An 18775-nucleotide genomic window follows, 5' to 3' on the forward strand; every position below is an offset into this window, starting at 1 on the left:
CATTATGAAATTAAGCGACAAAACATTGAACTTTATCTATTCTATAGGGGCTTCAATCGTTATTTTAGGGGCGTTTTTTAAAATGACGCATACCACTTTGGGCGGACTGGTTAACCCCAATTGGATTTTAGGTGCAGGTTTGATTACCGAGGCTTTAATTTTCTTATTATATGCCTTTAATCCACCAGCAGAAGAGGAAAAATATGCTTGGGAAAATGTATATCCAGAGTTGATAGATCCTAATGCTCAACCTAAACCAAGAAAAAATTTAGCAGCACAAACGGAAGAAGTGAAAAAATTAGAAGTTTCGCTTTCTGAAAAATTAGACCAAATGCTGTCAGAAGCCAGATTAGATGTTCAATTATTTGAAAAACTAAAATCAGGGATTGATAAATTCTCGTCTTCTGTTGATCAAATTAACCAAACGGTAGATGTAACGGCTTCTACCCAAAAATATAGCGACCAATTAACATTGGCAGCCAGCCATTTAGAGAGCATCAATGCTTTGTATGCATTACAATTAGAGCATGGCAAATCTCAAGCGGACTACCACCAGAAATATGTGGCAGATTTAAAGAAATCAGCAGAGCAGTCAGAGAAGTTTAACCAAGAATTAGACGGATTGACTTCTAATCTTAACCACTTGAACAGAGTGTATGGCGGTATGCTCAATGCGATGAAAGGGTAATTTTTTCTTTTCAATCACAGTTTTTAAATTTAATTTTTTAACCCAAAGAAACTAAAATGGCAAAAGAAAAATTATCTCCGCGTCAGAAGATGATTAACCTGATGTATTTGGTCTTCATTGCAATGTTGGCAATGCAGATTAACCAGGAAATCATCCGCTCTTATAATGATACCAAAGACTCATTAAGAGAGAGCACGCTACTGACGCAGTCTAAAAATAAAATATTTGAAGAAACCCTTCAGCAGAAAGCAGAAAACTCTCCAGACTCTTTCTCTCAACCTTATGAACAGTATAAACAACTGAAAATCAAGCTAGATGCTTTGGTGAAATTCATTGAAGGTTCAAAGTTAGAAATGCAAAAATTTGCAGGTGAGGAGAAGGGCAATCAAGATTTTAATTTCAATGCTTTAAACAATACAGATGCTTCTACGCTCTATTTCTTCGATAAAGCGAATGAAAATAGCCCAAGCAAAAATGCAGCAACATTAAAATCTTTAATGGAAGATGTGAAGAAAACCACACTCCAGATTTTCCCTAAAAATGCTCAAAACAAAGCGATTATAGAGAGAGCCAACACCTCTTTCAACACGGATAAAGTAAGAGGTAAAGATTGGTTGTTGTCTAAATTTTATAACCAACCATTGGTGGCAGCATTAGCCAATTTAGAGGTGATCCAGTCTGAAGCTCGAAACTTGCAGTCAGATGCGTTAGCCAATATGTTGAAAGAAAAAGTAGATGCCGATATCAAGTTCAACGCTTTTGAAGCCATTGTAGCTGCACCAACGGTTATCTTACAAGGCGACAAAGCGGAAGCGAAAGTGGTGGTGGGCACCTATGCCAGTTCTGTACCTGGAATGACCATTTCTGGTGTAGATAGAACAGCGAATGGTCAAGGATTTAAGGCGCTCAATACCAGCTCGGTAGGTGATTTTACATTCAATGGCGAAATCAAGTTTTTAGATGCCAACAATAAAGAAATTAAACTGCCGTTTTCTCACTCATATCGTGTAATAGCAGGGCCTAAAGAAGTAGCGCTACAAAGCGGTGCAGTGGTATCTGCGGATAAAATGAATGTCCTTTATCGCGGTGTAGATAACCCCGTTTCTGCCACGATGTTGGGCGTAGATAATTCTGCGGTTAAACTCTCTGCAGCAGGAGCTTCGGTTTCTGGAGGTAGAGGCAAATGGGTGATTCGCCCAGGCGCTGGGAATATGGTCAATATTACCGTTTCTGGAACTTTACCGAATGGTAAAGCTACTACGGCGACATTCCCTTTCCGTGTGAAGAGTGTGCCTGCACCTCAGGGGCAAATTAGAGGGCAAAATGTGGTGTCTATGCCAGCAAGTTCTATTAAGAACCAAACGGTATCGGCAGCTATTCCAGATTTTGAGTTCCCTGTGAGCTTCACTGTAACGGGCTTCCGTGTGAAAGTACCAGGTAAAGCCGCCGCTTTTGTGAGTGGGAATAATCTAAGCTCTATTGCGGGACAAACGGCTAACCTAAGAGCGGGAGATGTGGTCTATGTTTATGATATTCAGGCAACGGCTTCTGGCTTAGGAGGACAAATGCTGAAAAACATTTCACCTGTGGTGATCAATGTACAATAAAACAAGTGCCAGAAGGCACGGAAGGTAAAAATAAAATTAAAGCAGCGTATAAAATCTCTATGGAGATCTGACTATGGAGGTTTTGTACCGCTTAAAAAATTATAGATACAGATGAAAAAAATCATTTTAAGCACTTTGCTATTGGCTTCTGGTTTTACATGGGCACAGAATATTCTGAATGCCAAATCTCCAGAGGAATTCCGCCGATTGAGAGAAGAAAATAAAGAGAAAGTAGGAGATTCCATCGTTTCTACGCGTGTGGAGCCTCTAAACTACGGCTTTATAGAAGATAAAGACATCCTTAGAAGTATGGTGGTTTGGGAGATTATTGATATGAATGAGAAAATCAATCAGCCATTTTATTATAATTCTGATGGTTTGGTTTCTCAGAATAAATCCCTTTATCAGTTGTTGTTAGATGGCATCAATAGCGGTAAAATTAAAGAAGTTTATGATGATGAAATATTTACAGTAAGGCTTTCTCCAGAGCAAATTCAGCAAAGAATGAGCCGTGTGGTAACTTCGGATTGGTTGATCGATAAAATCAATAGCGGTGAGACCATCTCTGAGGAAGATAAAAAAGCTGGAACCGATGTTTTTGAAACGAAATCTGATCAAGTTAAGTTGCTTAAAATCAAAGGGATGTGGTACATAGACCGTAGAGATGGACAGATGAAATACCGTTTGTTGGGCATCGCAGCTATGGGACCAGATCCACAGACCATGGGGCAGCAGTTCGCAGATAAAGAAGAACTGATTGATCTTTTCTGGGTATTCTATCCAGATGCCAGAGAAATCACAGCCAACGCCACGGTTTTCAATAACAAAAATTTATCGTCAGACATCAGTTTTGATGATATTCTGAATGCCAGAAGATTTTCTTCTATTATCTATAAATCTGAAAATGGTATGGGGAATGGTGTGATTAAAGATTACATCCCTAACGATGCCGAAGCGCAGTTAGAAGAAAGCGACAGGATTAAAAACCAAATTTTGGAAATGGAAAATGATATGTGGAATTACTAATCATTTTTTAAATTCATAACTTTTTGATATCTAAAACCCTGAGGCTTTTCTTAGGGTTTTTTGCTAAATTAACACCAGTTTCAAATGGAAAATGTAGATTATATCATTGTGGGAGATGGTTATGCGGCTTTGTTTTTTGCCCATCAGCTCATCAAAAACCAACATAGTTTTAAGCTTTACTCTTCGGGGAAAAAAGGCGCTTCGCAAGTGTCGGCAGGTATTGTTAATCCTGTGGTTTTAAAGAAATTTACGACCTTTTGGAAAGCACAAGAGCAATTAGACCAACTTCGGCAAACTTTGGGAGAAATGAAAACTTATCTCCATGAAGATTTTCTTATTGAAGAGCCTATCCATCGTATTTTCCACGATGAAAAAGAGAAAGAATTATGGCTAAAAAAGCGTGCCAAGCATCCAGAATTGCAACCTTTCCTCAATCCTGATTTTAAAACTTTGGAAGGCATAGAAAATCCCTTTGGCACGGGTGAAGTTTGGCAATCAGCGAGGTTGAATGTTTCACAATTTTTTAGCATATTTTTAGATTATCTTAAAAATAAACAATATTTAGTTGAAGCGGCTTTTGATTATGAAAAACTTAATCCAGAAGCTCAAACTTATGAAGGCTTTCATTATCGGCATCTCATTTTTGCAGAAGGAATGGGCGTTTTGGAAAATCCTTATTTTAAAAATATCGCGGTTCACGCCAACAAAGGGCATCATTTGAGCCTTGAACTTTCCACACAGCTACCTTCGGCGGAGACGATTAAGAAGAAACATTTTTTATTTCCACTAAGTCAGGGCGGTTATTATTATGGCGGTACCTACGACCGTGAGGCGACCTCGCAAGACATTGATGAAACCGCCGTGGCACAGCTAAAATCTGGCTTAGAAGCCATTTATCCTCACGATTATCGCATCACCGCTGTCCATTATGGTTTTAGACCCACGGTAAAAGATCGCCGACCGCTTTTAGGGGCTCATCAGGACTTTCCGCAACTCTATGTGTTCAATGGATTGGGCGCCAGAGGCGTTTTGAACGGTTGCTATTTTTCGGAATGGCTTTATCGGTTTATAGAATACCAACAACCATTACCCAAAGAGGTGCTATGGCAACGGTTTTAGTTTTGGCTGTATAATTTCAGTTAAAAAATAAAATATTCATATTGAGAGATTTATATTATAAATTTTATTTTAAGCTCTATTTCATTTTGATTAAATAACGAAATGTGTATATTTGTGCCGTTATTTTATGACAGATAAAAAATCGCTTTTTAGATTGTATTGGGTTGTGTTCGCTCTAGCACTACTTCGTTTGGTGTGCTACAGCGCTATGTTGCCTACTACATCATCACATAATACAATTGAACACTGCCAACTGAGTGAAGAGACGAATGTTGATGATTGTTTGTTAGGGAAATGCCATCATGATTCACATTTTAGCAAACATGAGTACCATAAAGATGTATTTTGTTTCTCACCTTATATTCTTCCAGAATATTTAGAACCATTATGTTTTTTTGATTGTAAAATTGAAAAAAAAGTATTGTATGGTTCAAATGATTACTTTAAATCTTATATTTCTTATACTCAATATAGGGGTCCGCCTATAGCTTAGATTTTTTTATTGATTTATACTTAAAATTGAAAAATACTTTATATTCAAGATATTTTAATACATTATCTTAATATATTGTATTTCAATTTTCTACTTGATTTTTCTCGATAATAATGAGATTTCTATTTTAGATATTTCATAATTTAAACAGTTACATTGTGAATAAAAATAAACAAATGTTGTTGTGGTTAGGGCTTTGTATGCCTTTGGTAGTTTTCTCCCAAAAAACGGATATAAAAACTAAAACCATAGATACCATTCGTATTGGCAAAGGTATGCCAATAGGGAATATTACGCATCATAATAATATTGCCAAAACCTATGTCGGTGGCTCTTTAGCAGATGCCATTAGCCATACTCCAGGGATCGAAATGGTTCAGTCTGGTGCCCAAATTTCTAAACCCATTATTGAAGGATTAAAAAATAATAGAATTTTGGTGGTAGCGGATGGTGTAAAGTTGTTAGGGCAAGATTGGTCTGACCAGCATAGCATAGATGCTGATGTTTCTGAGTTTCAACATATCAAAATTATTAAAGGTGCTAAAAGCGTTCAATACGGTGCGGGGGCTTTGGGAGGCGTTATTTTATTGGAGCCCAAAAAATGGTCTTATACTCAAAAATTGAAAGGTAGTGTAGGGCTTGCAGGGAGTTCCAACGATGGAAGAACAATGCTCAATGCGACGCTCCAAGGAAGTTTCAAAAATCGGTGGGCGTGGCAAGTTCAGCAAAGTTATCAACGGGCTGGCGATTATAAAACAAGGGATTATTATGTTAATAATACGGGGATTTATCAGCACAACACCGCCGCTACGTTGGGGTATCGGTCAAATGGGTTTCAAAGTAAAATCGCCTTGTCTAAACTGACCGCACAGAATGGTGTTTTTTATGGCGCTTCAACAGGTAATACCGATGAGTTACAGGATAGAATTCTTTTGGGGCAACCAACGGAAACACTGCCTTTTTCATATCAAATCCAAGCGCCTAAGCAAAATGTGGAGCATTGGGTATTGAATTACACAGGACAAATTCAGTTCAATACCCAACATAAAGTAGAACTTAAGTACCATTTTCAGAAGAATTTAAGAAAGGAATTTGAAATCAGGCGAGGGGATAGAACTTCTATTCCTACCCAAGATTTAGTTTTAGAATCCCATCATTTGGAGGGTGCTTGGCTCTACCAAAAACCAAATTTTTCTACGAAAATGGGGGTGCAGTACCTCAATCAAAATAATTATAATAAGGCAGGAACAGGGGTGGCACCAACTATTCCTAATTATAAATTACATAATTATGGAGCTTATATAATATCAGATTTTCAAAAAAATAAATGGAAGGCATCATTAGGAATGAGGTATGATTATAGATCTACTAATGCATTGGGCTATAATTGGTTAGGTGATTTGTATGGTGGGCAAAAATCATTCTCTAATTTTTCCTATGATGTAGTTTTAGACTATCAGTTCAACCAACATTGGCATTATCTAACAGATTTAGGAATGGCGTGGCGAAGCCCAGAACCCTACGAACTTTATGTTAATGGAAAGGAGCACGGCTTGCCCATTTATTATGTGGGCAATACTGATTTAAAATCGGAAAGAGGGCTTAAATGGACGAATAAATTAGAATATCAAATTCCTAAATTTTCATTTGGAATATCAGCTTTTGTTCAACCGATTAAAAACTATATTTATACCAAGCCACAGAGGCAATATAAACAATTGTTTTCTGGTCCAGCTTTTATATTTAATATGGTGCAAACCCAAGCCTTGTTCCGAGGTGGCGATATTACTGTGAAATGGCAACCTACAACTATTTTGGAATACAATGCTAATGCTGCATTAACTATAGCCAATGATGTAATAACAAAAGGTTATTTACCGATGGTTCCGCCATTGTCAACTTATCAAGAAATTCTATGGTATGTGCCGAATTCTATAATGAAACAGTTTTATATTTCTCTCAACCATCGTTATTATGCAGAGCAGCATCGGTTTGATCCTCAGCAAGATCTTACGGACACACCGCCCAGTGCTTACCATTTATTAGGGCTACAACTGGGGAGTGAGTTTTATTATCATCAAAACAAAACTTGCTTTATTCTTCTGAAAGTGAATAATTTAACCAATCAATTGTATAAAAGTTATACCGATCATTTTAAATATTTTGCACACGGTAGAGGCTTAGATATTCAACTGAAAATGACAATCAATTTTTAACTATAAATATTTTTAACTATGAAAAGAAACATTTCTTTACCACAACTTTGGGCTATATTTTTAATAGCGCTAACTTTAGGATTACAATCTTGCAACAGAGATGATCACCCAGTAACACCCTCTAATGAAGTGACTGACAAAGGTCATGGCGAGTGGGCAAAAGTGGAGTTTATCTTTAAAGAAGGCCATTTACACGGTGAAACCTTTCACGGCGATCCAGATTATCCTGACCATATTAAATATTTTAAACGAACCCAAAAAATCACTTTCTCTTATAATAAAGAAGGGAATGTGGTGGCAGATACAGATCAGCCGATTTATTTTTTAGGTGGTAACTCTTATGCATTGATTATCAATTATTATAATAACAAAGGAGAGTTGATGAATCATGAATTTGTAGATGGCGATATGGCAAAAATTCATCAGCATTTTTTCTATGCTCAAGATGTAGTCGCGACCAAAGCAGGGAGCCGAAAGGACCCCACCAAGCCTTACCTTTTTAATTATGTTTACCGTGATACAGACCCTTATGACCAAGATTATAATCCTAAATCTGATGAGGTGAAAATCAGGAAACGCCAATGGGATGCCAGTAATCCTTCGGCAAAAGATCCGATAGGACTTAAGGGGTACATTACTATCCCTAGTAATACATATTATCAAAAATTTAATTTAAAAGTGGTCTTAGCTCATTTTAAAGTAGACAACAAACTGAATAAAAATACCAATCAGCCATATCATTTTAATGATAAAGTCAATTCATTTTTTTCGGCTTCGGATTTATCTTTGGAAATTCCTGTGAATATTTATTCCAGTATCAATTTACAAGAAACAGAAGAGCTGAAAAGAGATTATTTCTTCCCAGATGCCGCCGCCGCGTTTAATGCTACGGTAGAAGAGATAGAAGAAATGTATAATTTAATTTTTGAGTTAGACCCAGAGGGCAGCCCTTTTTGGTTATAAACGAGCACCAGTGCTTTTAAAAAACTTATAAATAGAAAAAGGAAGAACTATTGAAGTCCTTTTAGGAGGTCTACACCATCTACGATAGCCCACGCACCGCTAACCATTTTTACTTTGGTCACATTAGGATCTTGGGTGATGGCTTTAGGCTGATTAAAACCAAATGCATAGCCCCAAGTATCGGGGTGGGAGGAATGAAGCACTTGGATCGGTGATACGCTAATTTTACCGCTTTCCACTTGATTTTTCTGAGTGTCTTCATCTTGAATAAGCACCGCATAAGCTTTCTGTCCGCCCATATCTTGATAGCCATTAATATACACATTTTTAAAAATTCCAGAACCTTGTTTTTTAAATTGAATGGCAGAAATTTCTGCAGAACCCTCTTTTTCAGGTGTGGTATTGGCTTCTCTAATGAGGGTAATGCCATTGATTTTCGGCGCCGTGTTGTCTTTGTTGGCAGAGGCTTCTATTTCCATTCCAAAATTCCCGATTTTAGTTTGATAAGCATACCAATTGGTATTGTTAAGTCCAGCCCAACCATCTTGCCAGTCAAAAGCGTCATCAAAATTACCGTAAGAAACCAAATTGTTAGCACTTACGGTACCGCCAAAAAACTCATAGCCATCATCGGTGCCTTTGTAGGATACCAAGTTTTCCAAAACAGTGCTTGCCCCTACGGCGTAAAAAGTCATAGAGTTGGTTTCTGATTTGCCATCGCCGATTTTTTTGCCACCATATTCCACGCGAACAAATTTCATTACGCCAGAACTGTCGGCAGGGTCGTTACCGCCATAGGAAAGGTTGTTGCCATCTTCAGAAATAGCGGTGGTAGCGCCATTGCTCGCCATAATAGGAGCTTTGCCATAGAGTGTTATACCGCCCCAATCGCCTGGCGTTTGGTGGTCAGAGGTAAAAACAATCGGTTGCTCGGCAGTGCCTTGCGCATTGATTTTTGCCCCTTGCAAAATCACCAAGCTACTGCCCATAGCAGAATTAGCCGTGAATTTAGCGCCAGCTTCTATGGTGAGCGTTACGCCATCGGTAACTTTTACAACACCTTCCAACTGATAATTTCCTTTTTTGATGAGCAAATCTTTGGTAATGGTACCTGATAAAGTCCCCGAACCTTGCATGATCCCTTCTGATGAAGGTGGCGTAGGGTTTTGATTTTGAGTGGCAATGTCTTGATCTTCTCGAATTTCCACGGTACAAGAGCTCAGAGTTAAAGCCAAACTTAAGGCATAAAGGCTTAAAAAAGAATGTTTCATTTTTATAATTTTTAATAGTTTAAGGTTTAAAATGTGTATTCTAATGAAAGGTTAAAGCGTGTACCTTTCATATAATTGGTATGGATAAGGTTGGCTTTCACAGGTACATCGCTGTTGTCGCCATATTCTAATCGGTACTGATTGTTGAGGATGTTGAGCACGCTCAATTTGGCTTTCCATTGTTGAGAAAAGGTTTTTTGATACACCAAATCCAGCTGATGCATCGGTCTTTCATACACATGGTCTATCCCGATAGAACCCAATGTATGGATTTTAGAACCAGAAACTTGGTACACCAAAGAGAGGGTTTGTGGCAGGTTGTTACGGTTTTTGGTTTGATATTTTAAATCCGCATTGATGCTCCACGGTGCGGCGCCTTGTAGTCCTCTTTTGAGCGTTTTCTGTCGGTCAGATTCTTGGCTCATTTCTTCTGCGCTGCGTTCCACATTGGTATACATCAGGGTGGTATTAAATCCGAAAGAAAAATTGCTAAGGCTTTCCGAAATTCGGCTAAGGTTCAATAGCGTTTCTATTTCCACACCCGCTACATCGGCGTGTTGTGCATTAAAAAAGGTAATGGTCTGCCCATCGGAATTGGCAGAAGCGGTATAAGATTTTTCTATGGCGTGGACTATTCTCTTACCGAAAACACCCACAGCCAGCATTTCCTCTTTAGATGGGAAAATCTCATATTTTAAATCCAAATTGTAGTTTTCACTATTTTGAAGATGTGGATTTCCTAAAATATTTTCGTTATTTGGGTTGATGTAAGTGATGGGCATATATTCTATAAGAACGGGTCTGGTTAAGGTTTTGCTCAATGCCAATCTGAGGTTAGACTGTGCCGTGAGTTCCTTCTTCACCGATAAAGAGGGCAGAAAATAATACTGATTTCTACTCAAATTAAGGTAAGGGCTGTTGAACGACTGGGCGAGCTCTTTATACCGCGTGAGGTTGATATTATGCTCCAATCTACCGCCCAAAAGGATATCCCAAGTTTCGGAAGGCTTGTAGTGGAAGCTTAGGTAACCTGCATTCACAAATTGATACATATGATTTCGGTATACAGAAGTAGAGCCTTCGCGGTAGTAGAAAGCGCCTTGGGTTGCCGATTGGTCAAAGGTGGCTTGCGGCGTATCTGGGTTGATGAGTACAGTTCTGTCCGAAGGTTGCGCATTGATATCATACACCGAATAGATAAAGCGATAAGAAGTGCTCCGCCTGTCCATACAGCCGTTATAGCCCAAGGTCAGGACAATAGGGTAGGCGTTTTTTTCATTTTTCTGCCCTAATTTCAGCTGATATTCTGCCAATGCCGAAAGATAATTTTTGCCATTAACATCTAAATACTGTCTAATGAGGTTGTTACCGCCGTAACTTAAACTGATGAGCTCTGAGTTCTGCGCTGATGGATTTCCTGAAAAAATCTTCCTATCGGGTTGCTGATACACATTATTTACCCAACTGATGCCCGCTTTGAGCTGGTGGCGCTCTCCCAATTTTTGAGAGCCGATAAGTTGCAAATCTAAAAATCTGGAAATATCTTGCTGATTGACTCTAAAAAGTCCTTCCCCAGAGTTGCCTTGGTCTATGTATCCAAAATGATCTTGGATCATATTGATGCTGTTTTGTAGAAAAATACCATTGAGCAAAATATGGGTTTTCTTCGTGTGGTAGTCTAAGCCCAAAAGCACGGAAGATTGGGTTTCGTACTCGTATTCCTTTTTGATAAGTTTATTGTTGTAAACAATGCTGGAGCCAGAGAATTGCAAAAGGTTGCTTTCGCCTTCCTGATATTGGTACTGTTGCCCTTGGCTTAGGGAGAGGAGTAAGCCCAACTTGCCGCCCTTGGTGCTCAGCCGCTGTGCCGTAGTAAATGAAATCTCCGAATTCGGTAGCGGTTTAATTTGGTCTACATTCCAGCTGTCTTTAAAGGCGTGCACACTCTGTTGCGCATTAAATATAAAGTTGGAAGGTCGGTAGCCCTTAACCTCCTGTGGCAGCTGTCTATCCCGAGCATTGAGCCCTAAATAGCCGTTAAAAGTATTGGCATTTTGGCTGATTTTAAAACCATCTTTTAGCGTAGATTGCGTATCTATACCAATGCTGAATTCTACTTTGGTAAAAGGTTTTTCAAAAGTCAGCGTTTCTATATCAAAGGTGGCACCCGCAAAATCCGCATACAAATCGGCATTAAAGGTTTTGTAGATGTTCAGCTTGCCCACCACATCGGTAGGGAACTGTTTCAGCGCGATGATTTTTTGGAAGGGATTATTAGATGGCGAACCTAACCCGTTGATGAGTAGTGTGTTATATCTCTCTTCTAACCCTCTCACAAAGAGCCCTTTACCCTCCACAGTGGTAATCCCTGTGATTTTGGTTAAGCTCTGTTCCACATTAGAAATACCCTTCCGAGAGATTTCCTCCGCACCGATGGCTTGCACCTGCACATTGGATTTTTTGATGGCTTGTAAAATCGCTTTTTCGGTTTTCTTATTGGTGGAGGCTGTGATCTGTACGCTTTGTATGGTTTTTTCCTGTTTTAAACTGTCTTTTCTGACTTCTTGCCCCCATAATACTCCTGTGGAGGAGCATAAAAATAAGGCGGCAAGGCTTAACTGATGCGTTTTCATTGAGATTCTTTTTTCAGATTTATTTTTTGGTTGCTGCAAAATAACAGCACTTCTGCCATAAACCTTGTTTCATAAAAATGAACTTTATTTTAAAAAATGTTTAACGGATTTGGGGCTATATGAACTTAATGTTAAAAACCGAGATGCAGCATCAGACAGTCGGAAAAAAATAGTATTTTTGGCTAATCATAAAATGAATCAATGAAAGGTAAAAAAATTCTCCTCATCGATGATGAACCCGATATTTTGGAGGTTATTTCTTATAACTTGAAGAAAGAAGGCTACGCCGTAGAGGTGGCGAATAACGGATTAGAAGGCATAGAGAAAGCTAAAAAAATGCAGCCACATCTTATCTTATTAGATGTGATGATGCCCGAGAAAGATGGCATAGAAACCTGCCAAGATTTACGGAAAATCAGTGGGCTGGAACATACCTTAATCGTGTTTCTTTCAGCGCGTGGCGAGGAATTTTCCCAGCTTGCAGGCTATGAGGCGGGGGCTAACGATTACATCATCAAACAGATAAAACCCAAGGTGCTTATTTCCAAAATTAACGCCCTGATGAACTTGACCCAAAAAGTGGAACACCAGAACAGAATCCAAACTTTGGGGAGTTTAAAAATCGATAGAGATAGCTTCCGTGTGACCAAAGATGGGCAGCAGTTTATCCTGCCTAAAAAAGAGTTTGATTTGCTCTCCCTCTTGGCTTCTAATACCGATAAAGTCTTTAAAAGAGAGGAGATTTTAGAAAAAGTTTGGGGGAATGATGTGGTGGTAGGAGAGCGCACCATAGATGTCCATATCCGCAGGCTCAGAGAAAAATTAGGCTCTAAAATCATACAAACATTAAAAGGTGTAGGCTATAAACTCACGCTGTAGCCCAAAAATTCTATGAAACCCAATACGCTTAGCCTTTTAGCCGCTTTTTTCCTCACCCTGACCATGGTGGGCGTGGTTTTCCTATTTGAATACCTGAACACCTACCGCTGGACCATGGAAAAACGCTATATGATGGCACTGGCACTCCTCGTGATGTTCTTGCTCAATTATGGCGTGGTCAACTATTTATTCCAGTCTTATGGGCGAAAGAAAATCAAACAAATGTCCCACATTTTACCTGATGAAATAGCCACCCAAGGCGAGGAAATGAACTTTAAAGAACTCAGCGAGCGCATCTCTGGGCTTAATGAAAAAGCCACCACAGAAATAGATATGATGAAGGCGATGGAGCAATATCGGAAAGAGTACATTGGAAATGTTTCCCACGAACTGAAAACGCCGCTGTTCTCCATTCAAAGTTATGTGGAAACCCTGATAGATGGTGGTGTGGAGGATCTAAACATCAGAGATAAATACTTGCAGCGTGTCAATCAATCCATTGAAAGGTTGCTCAATATCGTGTTAGATTTAGATATGATCAACCGCTTAGAGATGGGCGAAATCACCCTCAATTACACCGTTTTTGAAATTAATGCCGTTATCCGAGAGGTGTTTGATTTATTGGACATAGAAGCCGAAAAAAAGGAAGCCAAACTCATCTTAAAAAATACCGCACCCACGATGGTTCTCGCCGATAAGCAAAAAATTCTACAAGTGCTCATCAACCTGATTTCCAATGCAATATACTACGCCAACCGAGATGAAGCCAAAATAGAAGTCAGCGTAAATGGGGAAGGACAAAAGGTGATGATAGAAGTAAAAGACAACGGAATGGGTATTAAGCCAGAGGTTTTACCTCGTATTTTTGAGCGCTTCTACCGCGTGGAGAGCAGCCGAAACAGAAGGGCAGGAGGCTCAGGGCTGGGCTTAGCCATTGTGAAACACATCTTAGAAGCCCACGGTCAGAATATAGAAGTGCAGAGCCGTTACCTGTCAGGCACACGTTTTATATTTTCATTGGACCGAGCATAAACAAAAAAAGTAATAAAAAAATTTCCTTGCTATTTCATTTGTTTTATATTTGCTGAAAATTTTTAGAAAACGAAATTTAAGCAGAATTATTAAGGATTATGGTTTGTAAAATCAGAGTTATTTTAGACACGAAGGAGAATGTATTCAGGGACATTGAAATCAGAGGGAAGCAAACGCTTTGGAATTTGCACAACGGCATCAAAAGCGCTTTTAGCCTACAAGGCGATGAGCTGTCATCGTTCTATTTTTCAGATGAAGATTGGTCAGAGCTTAATGCCATTCCTTTAGAAGATATGTCTGATGATGGCGATGGCGAGATTATGTCTGACATCTATATTACCGAGGCTTTTCCCGAAAAAGGTAGCAAAATGCTGTTCAAATACGGCTTTATTGATCTATGGGAATTCTACTGTGAGCTGTTAGAAAATGTGAAAGAAAAACCTGCCGTTAATTACCCTATTACGGTGTTTAGATATGGCAATATGCCACTAAAAGCCCCTACAAAATCTTCGGATAAACCGTCCCATATTATGATGACTGATGATTTTGATGAGTTTGAAGATGGCTTTGATGAAGAAGACCATTTTGATGCCGAAGAAGGCTTTGATGATGGTTTTGATACCGAAGATTATTACTAAAATCAATAAAGAATACTTGAAAATCAAAAAAGCCAACCGCAAATTTACGGTTGGCTTTTTTGATGATTAAAATACAATGAAAGAGAGAAAAAACTTAATTTTCATTTAATTTTTCAGCGATATAAGGGGCGGTTTTTGAGATTTTATTCTTTGCCAATTCCTCTGGAGTACCTGCAAAAACTACTTTACCGCCATGTTTTCCAGCCTCAGGGCCGATGTCTATAATCCAATCTGCGGATTTGATAATATCAGGTTGATGCTCTATCACAATTACAGAATGCCCCAATTCTACCAGCGCTTGTAGCGAAGTCAGTAGCTTTTTAATATCGTGGAAGTGCAAGCCTGTGGAAGGCTCATCAAAAATGAAAAGCGTTTTGTCTGTATGGTGCCCTTTCACTAAAAACGATGCCAACTTAACCCGCTGAGCCTCGCCGCCAGAAAGCGTGGAGGAGCTTTGTCCCAATTTAAGATAACCTAAGCCCACATCTTGAAGCGGTTTCAGCTTGGTAACCACTTTGGGCTGTTCATTATCGCTAAAGAAACGGATGGCTTCGTCTACCGTCATATTTAGCACATCAGCGATGTTTTTCTCATCAAATTTAACTTCTAAAACCTCGGGTTTAAAACGCGTGCCTTTGCATTGTTCACATTCCAGCTCTATATCCGCCATAAACTGCATAGAAATGGTAATCACGCCCTCGCCTTTACACTCATCACAGCGGCCGCCATCTACATTAAATGAAAAATGCTTAGGCTGTAGCCCCATCGCCTTTGCAGAGCGCTGTTTGGAGAAAATATCCCGAATATCATCATAGGCTTTTAGATAAGTTACAGGGTTGGAGCGAGAGGATTTCCCAATCGGATTTTGGTCGATAAGTTCTATATGCTGAACGAGCGATTTCGGAAAAGTAACGCTGTCATAATCGCCTTTTTTGCCACCTTGCCCCAACTGAATTTGAACCTCGTTGGTGAGGATATTTTTCATTAAAGTAGATTTGCCAGAGCCAGAAACCCCAGAAATGACCACCAGATTTTCCAGTGGAATTTCTACATCAATATTTTTGAGGTTGTTCTGCCTTGCGCCTTTTATTTGGATGAAAGATTTTGTCTTTCGCCTTTGGGTGGGCACTTCTATTTGTAATCGCCCTGTGAGGTATTCCGCCGTGAGGCTATTGGAATTTTTGAGTGCTTTAAAATCACCTGCGAAAACCAATTCTCCGCCTAAATAGCCCGCCTCAGGACCGATGTCTATAATATAGTCGGCAGCTTTCATAATGTCCTCATCGTGCTCTACTACAATAACGGTGTTGCCCAAATCTCGAAGCTGTTTGAGCACTTCTATAAGATTTTCGGTATCTCTGGAGTGTAGCCCAATGGAAGGTTCATCTAAAATATAAATGGAGCCCACCAAAGAACTGCCCAAGCTGGTGGCTAAGTTGATCCTTTGACTCTCGCCGCCAGAAAGCGTGTTGGAAGTTCGGTTGAGGGTAAGGTAACCCAACCCAACTTTAAGCAAAAACTCTAACCTTGATGTAATTTCGTAGAGGAGGCGCTTGGCAACCTCTTGTTCATAAGTGCTGAGTTTTAGATTTTGAACTAAAGGCAATAGCTCATCTAACGGCAACTCAATCATAGATTGGATGTTGTGCCCATCAATTTTCACCCACTCGGTTTCTTTGCGGAGCCTAAGTCCTTCGCAGTCTGGGCAGGTGGTTTTTCCTCGGTAGCGAGAGAGCATCACGCGGTACTGAATTTTGTAAAGGTTCTCCTCCAACATCCTAAAAAAGTTGTCAATGGAAGGGAAATTCCGCTTGCCAGTGCCACGCCAGAGCCATTGTTTTTGCTCTTTGGTCAGCTGATAATAAGGTTTGTGAACGGGGAAATCTTGAGCTTGTTTAATGAATTTTAACTTCCATTCTCGCATACTATCGCCTTTCCAGCAAGCCACGGCATCTTCATAAACGGAGAGGTTTTTATTAGGAATCACCAAATCTTCATCAATGCCGATGACCTTGCCATAACCCTCGCAAGTAGGGCAGGCGCCATAAGGATTGTTAAAACTGAAAAAATGAACATTAGGCTCCAAAAACGAAATGTCATCTAACTCAAACTGGTTAGAAAAAGCCTTCACTTCGCCAGTATCTGTATTTTTGAGGAGGCAATGTCCTCTACCTTCATAGAACGCCGTTTGGATAGAGTCCGCCAGCCGTTGCAGAAAATGCTCATCATCTTCATAGGCAAAACGGTCTATGACCAACTGAATATTCATCCCCGCTTCGGGTTGAAAATTAAAGCTCTCCAAATCTTCAATTTCCGCAAGGTTGCCATTGATTTCCAAGCGTGTAAAACCAGAAACTTTAAGGCTATTGAGCGTTTGTGCAAAATCCGAAACGCTATATTCCAAAGGCGCCGAGAGCTGAAAGTTAATTTTGGGATGTTGCTCTATATAATGGATCACATCGGTTACGGTGTCTTTTTTTACCTCTTCTCCAGAAATCGGCGAATAAGTTTTGCCCACTCTGGCGAACAGTAGTTTGAGGTAATCGTACACCTCGGTAGAAGTGCCCACCGTGGAGCGTGGGTTGGAGGAAATTACTTTTTGCTGTATGGCTATGGAAGGCGCCAACCCTTTAATATCATCAATTTTAGGTTTTTCTAAACGCCCCAAAAACTGTCGCGCATAGGAACTCAAACTCTCCACATAGCGCCTTTGTCCTTCGGCATAGATGGTATCAAAAGCGAGCGATGACTTGCCACTCCCAGAAACTCCAGTGATCACTACGAGTTGGTTTTTAGGAATCAGCACATCAATGTTTTTGAGGTTGTTGAGGTGGGCGTTTTTTACGAAAATATGATTTTTAATATCCATAGCGAGCAAATAAGCCTACAAAAATAAGGATGATATTTTAATTGAGCAAAATCCGAGATTTAAAGAAGTTTAATTTTGATCATTTGCTTTCTACAATCAATTTTATTTACCTTTGTATGGTTCAAATCATCGGTGTTAGAGATGGGTTGAGCTGATGACAATTTTAACCTTATGATGCATAAAGAAGAACTACTGCACCGCGCCATACGCATTGCCCAAAACGCCCACCGTGGGCAGACGGATAAATATAAAGCGCCCTACATTTCTCATGTGATGCGGGTGATGAACTACGGCAAAACTTTGGATGAAAAAATTGTGGGAGTCCTCCACGATGTGGTGGAAGATTGCCCAGAGTATGATCTCAATTATCTTCGGGGGCAAGGTTTCCCAGAGCCTATTCTGCACGCCATAGACTGTTTGTCAAAAATCAATCCTGATGAGAATTACGATGATTTTATCAAACGGATAGAACAATCATCGCTGGCAATTGCTGTGAAAATCAATGATTTAACGGATAATATGGATTTGCGCAGAGTGAACCGCCCACTGACAGAAAAAGACCTCAAAAGGTTCAATAAATACCTGAAAGCTTACCGCTACCTTACGGAAAAATACTAATCCGTTGTTTTTGCGGAGTCTTTTAATAAGCGCTGAAGTTCTGTTAGTTCTTTCTCGGTAAGGTCGCGCCATTGCCCCACAGGCAGGTCTAAGTAGATGTTCATAATCCTAAGGCGTTTGAGTTTTTTGACCTCGTAGTCCAAATATTCGCACATCCGCCGTATTTGCCGATTGAGCCCTTGGGTGAGGACAATTCTAAACTGCATTTCATCAATTTTTTCTACCTCGCATTTTCGGGTTATCGTGCCCAGAATAGGCACGCCATTTCGCATTTTTTCTAAAAATTGAGGCGTAATAGGTTTGTTCACGCGGACCAAATATTCTTTCTCGTGGTTGTTTCTGGCGCGCAATATTTTATTGACAATGTCGCCATCAGAAGTGAGTAGAATTAAGCCCTCGCTGGGTTTGTCCAACCTTCCGATTGGAAAAATCCTTTTGGGATGGCGGATGTAGTCTATAATATTATTTTTCTCTCGCTTGGTGTCGGTGGTACATACAATGCCGATGGGCTTATTAAACGCGATGTACACGGGCTGTTCCTGAGGCTCTCTGATGCGCTGTCCATCTACTTTAATTTCATCTTCATCAGATACCTTGGTGCCCAGTTCTGGTTGTTGCCCATTGATGGTAATTCGCCCTTGTTCTAATAAACGGTCGGCTTCTCTTCTGGAGCAATAACCCACCTCGGATAAGTATTTATTGATTCTAATTTTTTCAGCCATT

General features: G+C 39.7%; 14 protein-coding genes. 10 read left to right on the forward strand and 4 right to left on the reverse strand.

Translation table 11 applies throughout. The annotated features are described in order from the left end of the window. The first annotated feature begins 4 nt into the window (after window positions 1-4). The 6 genes from gldL (at window position 5) to NYR17_RS03700 (ending at window position 8112) form a co-directional block, all read left to right on the forward strand. On the forward strand, window positions 5-688 hold the full coding sequence (gldL, locus tag NYR17_RS03675) for a gliding motility protein GldL (RefSeq protein WP_302506471.1): 684 nt from the start codon (window positions 5-7) through the stop codon (window positions 686-688). Between the two features lie 56 nt (window positions 689-744). After that, window positions 745-2295: a gliding motility protein GldM gene (gene gldM, locus NYR17_RS03680; RefSeq protein ID WP_302506472.1), complete on the forward strand. Its 1551-nt coding sequence runs from the start codon at window positions 745-747 to the stop codon at window positions 2293-2295. Between the two features lie 111 nt (window positions 2296-2406). Beyond that, a complete protein-coding gene (gene gldN, locus NYR17_RS03685; RefSeq protein WP_302506473.1) occupies window positions 2407-3321 on the forward strand; it encodes a gliding motility protein GldN in 915 nt (304 codons plus the stop codon). Window positions 3322-3405: 84 nt separating this feature from the next. After that, window positions 3406-4440: an NAD(P)/FAD-dependent oxidoreductase gene (locus NYR17_RS03690; RefSeq protein ID WP_302506474.1), complete on the forward strand. Its 1035-nt coding sequence runs from the start codon at window positions 3406-3408 to the stop codon at window positions 4438-4440. Window positions 4441-5091: 651 nt separating this feature from the next. Next, on the forward strand, window positions 5092-7149 hold the full coding sequence (locus NYR17_RS03695; protein WP_302506475.1) for a TonB-dependent receptor: 2058 nt from the start codon (window positions 5092-5094) through the stop codon (window positions 7147-7149). Window positions 7150-7167: 18 nt separating this feature from the next. Then, window positions 7168-8112, forward strand: coding sequence for a hypothetical protein (locus tag NYR17_RS03700; protein ID WP_302506476.1), 945 nt, complete (start codon window positions 7168-7170; stop codon window positions 8110-8112). A 47-nt stretch (window positions 8113-8159) separates the two neighbouring features. Here NYR17_RS03700 and NYR17_RS03705 read toward each other — a convergent pair whose 3' ends face one another. Together NYR17_RS03705 and NYR17_RS03710 are read right to left on the reverse strand one after the other, a co-directional pair. Continuing rightward, window positions 8160-9383: a hypothetical protein gene (locus tag NYR17_RS03705; protein WP_302506477.1), complete on the reverse strand. Its 1224-nt coding sequence runs from the start codon at window positions 9381-9383 to the stop codon at window positions 8160-8162. Between the two features lie 26 nt (window positions 9384-9409). Next, window positions 9410-12016 (reverse strand): TonB-dependent receptor plug domain-containing protein, encoded by a 2607-nt coding sequence (locus tag NYR17_RS03710; RefSeq protein ID WP_302506479.1) that lies wholly within the window; start codon window positions 12014-12016, stop codon window positions 9410-9412. Between the two features lie 201 nt (window positions 12017-12217). Between NYR17_RS03710 and NYR17_RS03715 the strand changes: the two genes are divergently transcribed. The 3 genes from NYR17_RS03715 (at window position 12218) to NYR17_RS03725 (ending at window position 14565) form a co-directional block, all read left to right on the forward strand. Further along, window positions 12218-12895, forward strand: coding sequence for a response regulator transcription factor (locus NYR17_RS03715; RefSeq protein WP_302506480.1), 678 nt, complete (start codon window positions 12218-12220; stop codon window positions 12893-12895). Window positions 12896-12907: 12 nt separating this feature from the next. After that, entirely contained in the window at window positions 12908-13927 is a 1020-nt protein-coding gene (locus tag NYR17_RS03720; protein ID WP_302506481.1) for a sensor histidine kinase, read from the forward strand. A 98-nt stretch (window positions 13928-14025) separates the two neighbouring features. Next, window positions 14026-14565 (forward strand): IS1096 element passenger TnpR family protein, encoded by a 540-nt coding sequence (locus NYR17_RS03725; protein WP_302506483.1) that lies wholly within the window; start codon window positions 14026-14028, stop codon window positions 14563-14565. Between the two features lie 94 nt (window positions 14566-14659). Here NYR17_RS03725 and uvrA read toward each other — a convergent pair whose 3' ends face one another. Continuing rightward, the gene (uvrA, locus tag NYR17_RS03730; RefSeq protein WP_302506485.1) at window positions 14660-17434 is read right to left on the reverse strand and encodes an excinuclease ABC subunit UvrA; all 2775 of its coding nucleotides are present in this window, start codon (window positions 17432-17434) and stop codon (window positions 14660-14662) included. A gap of 174 nt (window positions 17435-17608) precedes the next feature. Between uvrA and NYR17_RS03735 the strand changes: the two genes are divergently transcribed. Beyond that, a complete protein-coding gene (locus NYR17_RS03735; protein ID WP_302506985.1) occupies window positions 17609-18052 on the forward strand; it encodes a phosphohydrolase in 444 nt (147 codons plus the stop codon). Here NYR17_RS03735 and rluF read toward each other — a convergent pair. Next, window positions 18049-18774 (reverse strand): 23S rRNA pseudouridine(2604) synthase RluF, encoded by a 726-nt coding sequence (rluF, locus tag NYR17_RS03740; protein WP_302506486.1) that lies wholly within the window; start codon window positions 18772-18774, stop codon window positions 18049-18051. The two genes, NYR17_RS03735 and rluF, sit on opposite strands and share 4 nt — an antisense overlap. Between the last annotated feature and the right edge of the window lies 1 nt (window position 18775).

It is taken from the genome of Riemerella columbina, assembly GCF_030517065.1.
In the GTDB taxonomy this organism is placed as follows: Bacteria; Bacteroidota; Bacteroidia; order Flavobacteriales; family Weeksellaceae; genus Riemerella; species Riemerella columbina_A.

Excerpts from the sequence above, each read along its gene's own strand:
- NYR17_RS03700 (WP_302506476.1), top strand. The coding sequence starts at position 7,168 with ATGAAAAGAAACATTTCTTTACCACAACTTTGGGCTATATTTTTAATA.
- NYR17_RS03705 (WP_302506477.1), bottom strand. The coding sequence starts at position 9,383 with ATGAAACATTCTTTTTTAAGCCTTTATGCCTTAAGTTTGGCTTTAACT.
- NYR17_RS03710 (WP_302506479.1), bottom strand. The coding sequence starts at position 12,016 with ATGAAAACGCATCAGTTAAGCCTTGCCGCCTTATTTTTATGCTCCTCC.
- NYR17_RS03715 (WP_302506480.1), top strand. The coding sequence starts at position 12,218 with ATGAAAGGTAAAAAAATTCTCCTCATCGATGATGAACCCGATATTTTG.
- NYR17_RS03690 (WP_302506474.1), top strand. The coding sequence starts at position 3,406 with ATGGAAAATGTAGATTATATCATTGTGGGAGATGGTTATGCGGCTTTG.
- NYR17_RS03720 (WP_302506481.1), top strand. The coding sequence starts at position 12,908 with ATGAAACCCAATACGCTTAGCCTTTTAGCCGCTTTTTTCCTCACCCTG.
- rluF (WP_302506486.1), bottom strand. The coding sequence starts at position 18,774 with ATGGCTGAAAAAATTAGAATCAATAAATACTTATCCGAGGTGGGTTAT.
- gldM (WP_302506472.1), top strand. The coding sequence starts at position 745 with ATGGCAAAAGAAAAATTATCTCCGCGTCAGAAGATGATTAACCTGATG.
- NYR17_RS03725 (WP_302506483.1), top strand. The coding sequence starts at position 14,026 with ATGGTTTGTAAAATCAGAGTTATTTTAGACACGAAGGAGAATGTATTC.
- gldL (WP_302506471.1), top strand. The coding sequence starts at position 5 with ATGAAATTAAGCGACAAAACATTGAACTTTATCTATTCTATAGGGGCT.
- gldN (WP_302506473.1), top strand. The coding sequence starts at position 2,407 with ATGAAAAAAATCATTTTAAGCACTTTGCTATTGGCTTCTGGTTTTACA.
- NYR17_RS03735 (WP_302506985.1), top strand. The coding sequence starts at position 17,609 with ATGCATAAAGAAGAACTACTGCACCGCGCCATACGCATTGCCCAAAAC.
- uvrA (WP_302506485.1), bottom strand. The coding sequence starts at position 17,434 with ATGGATATTAAAAATCATATTTTCGTAAAAAACGCCCACCTCAACAAC.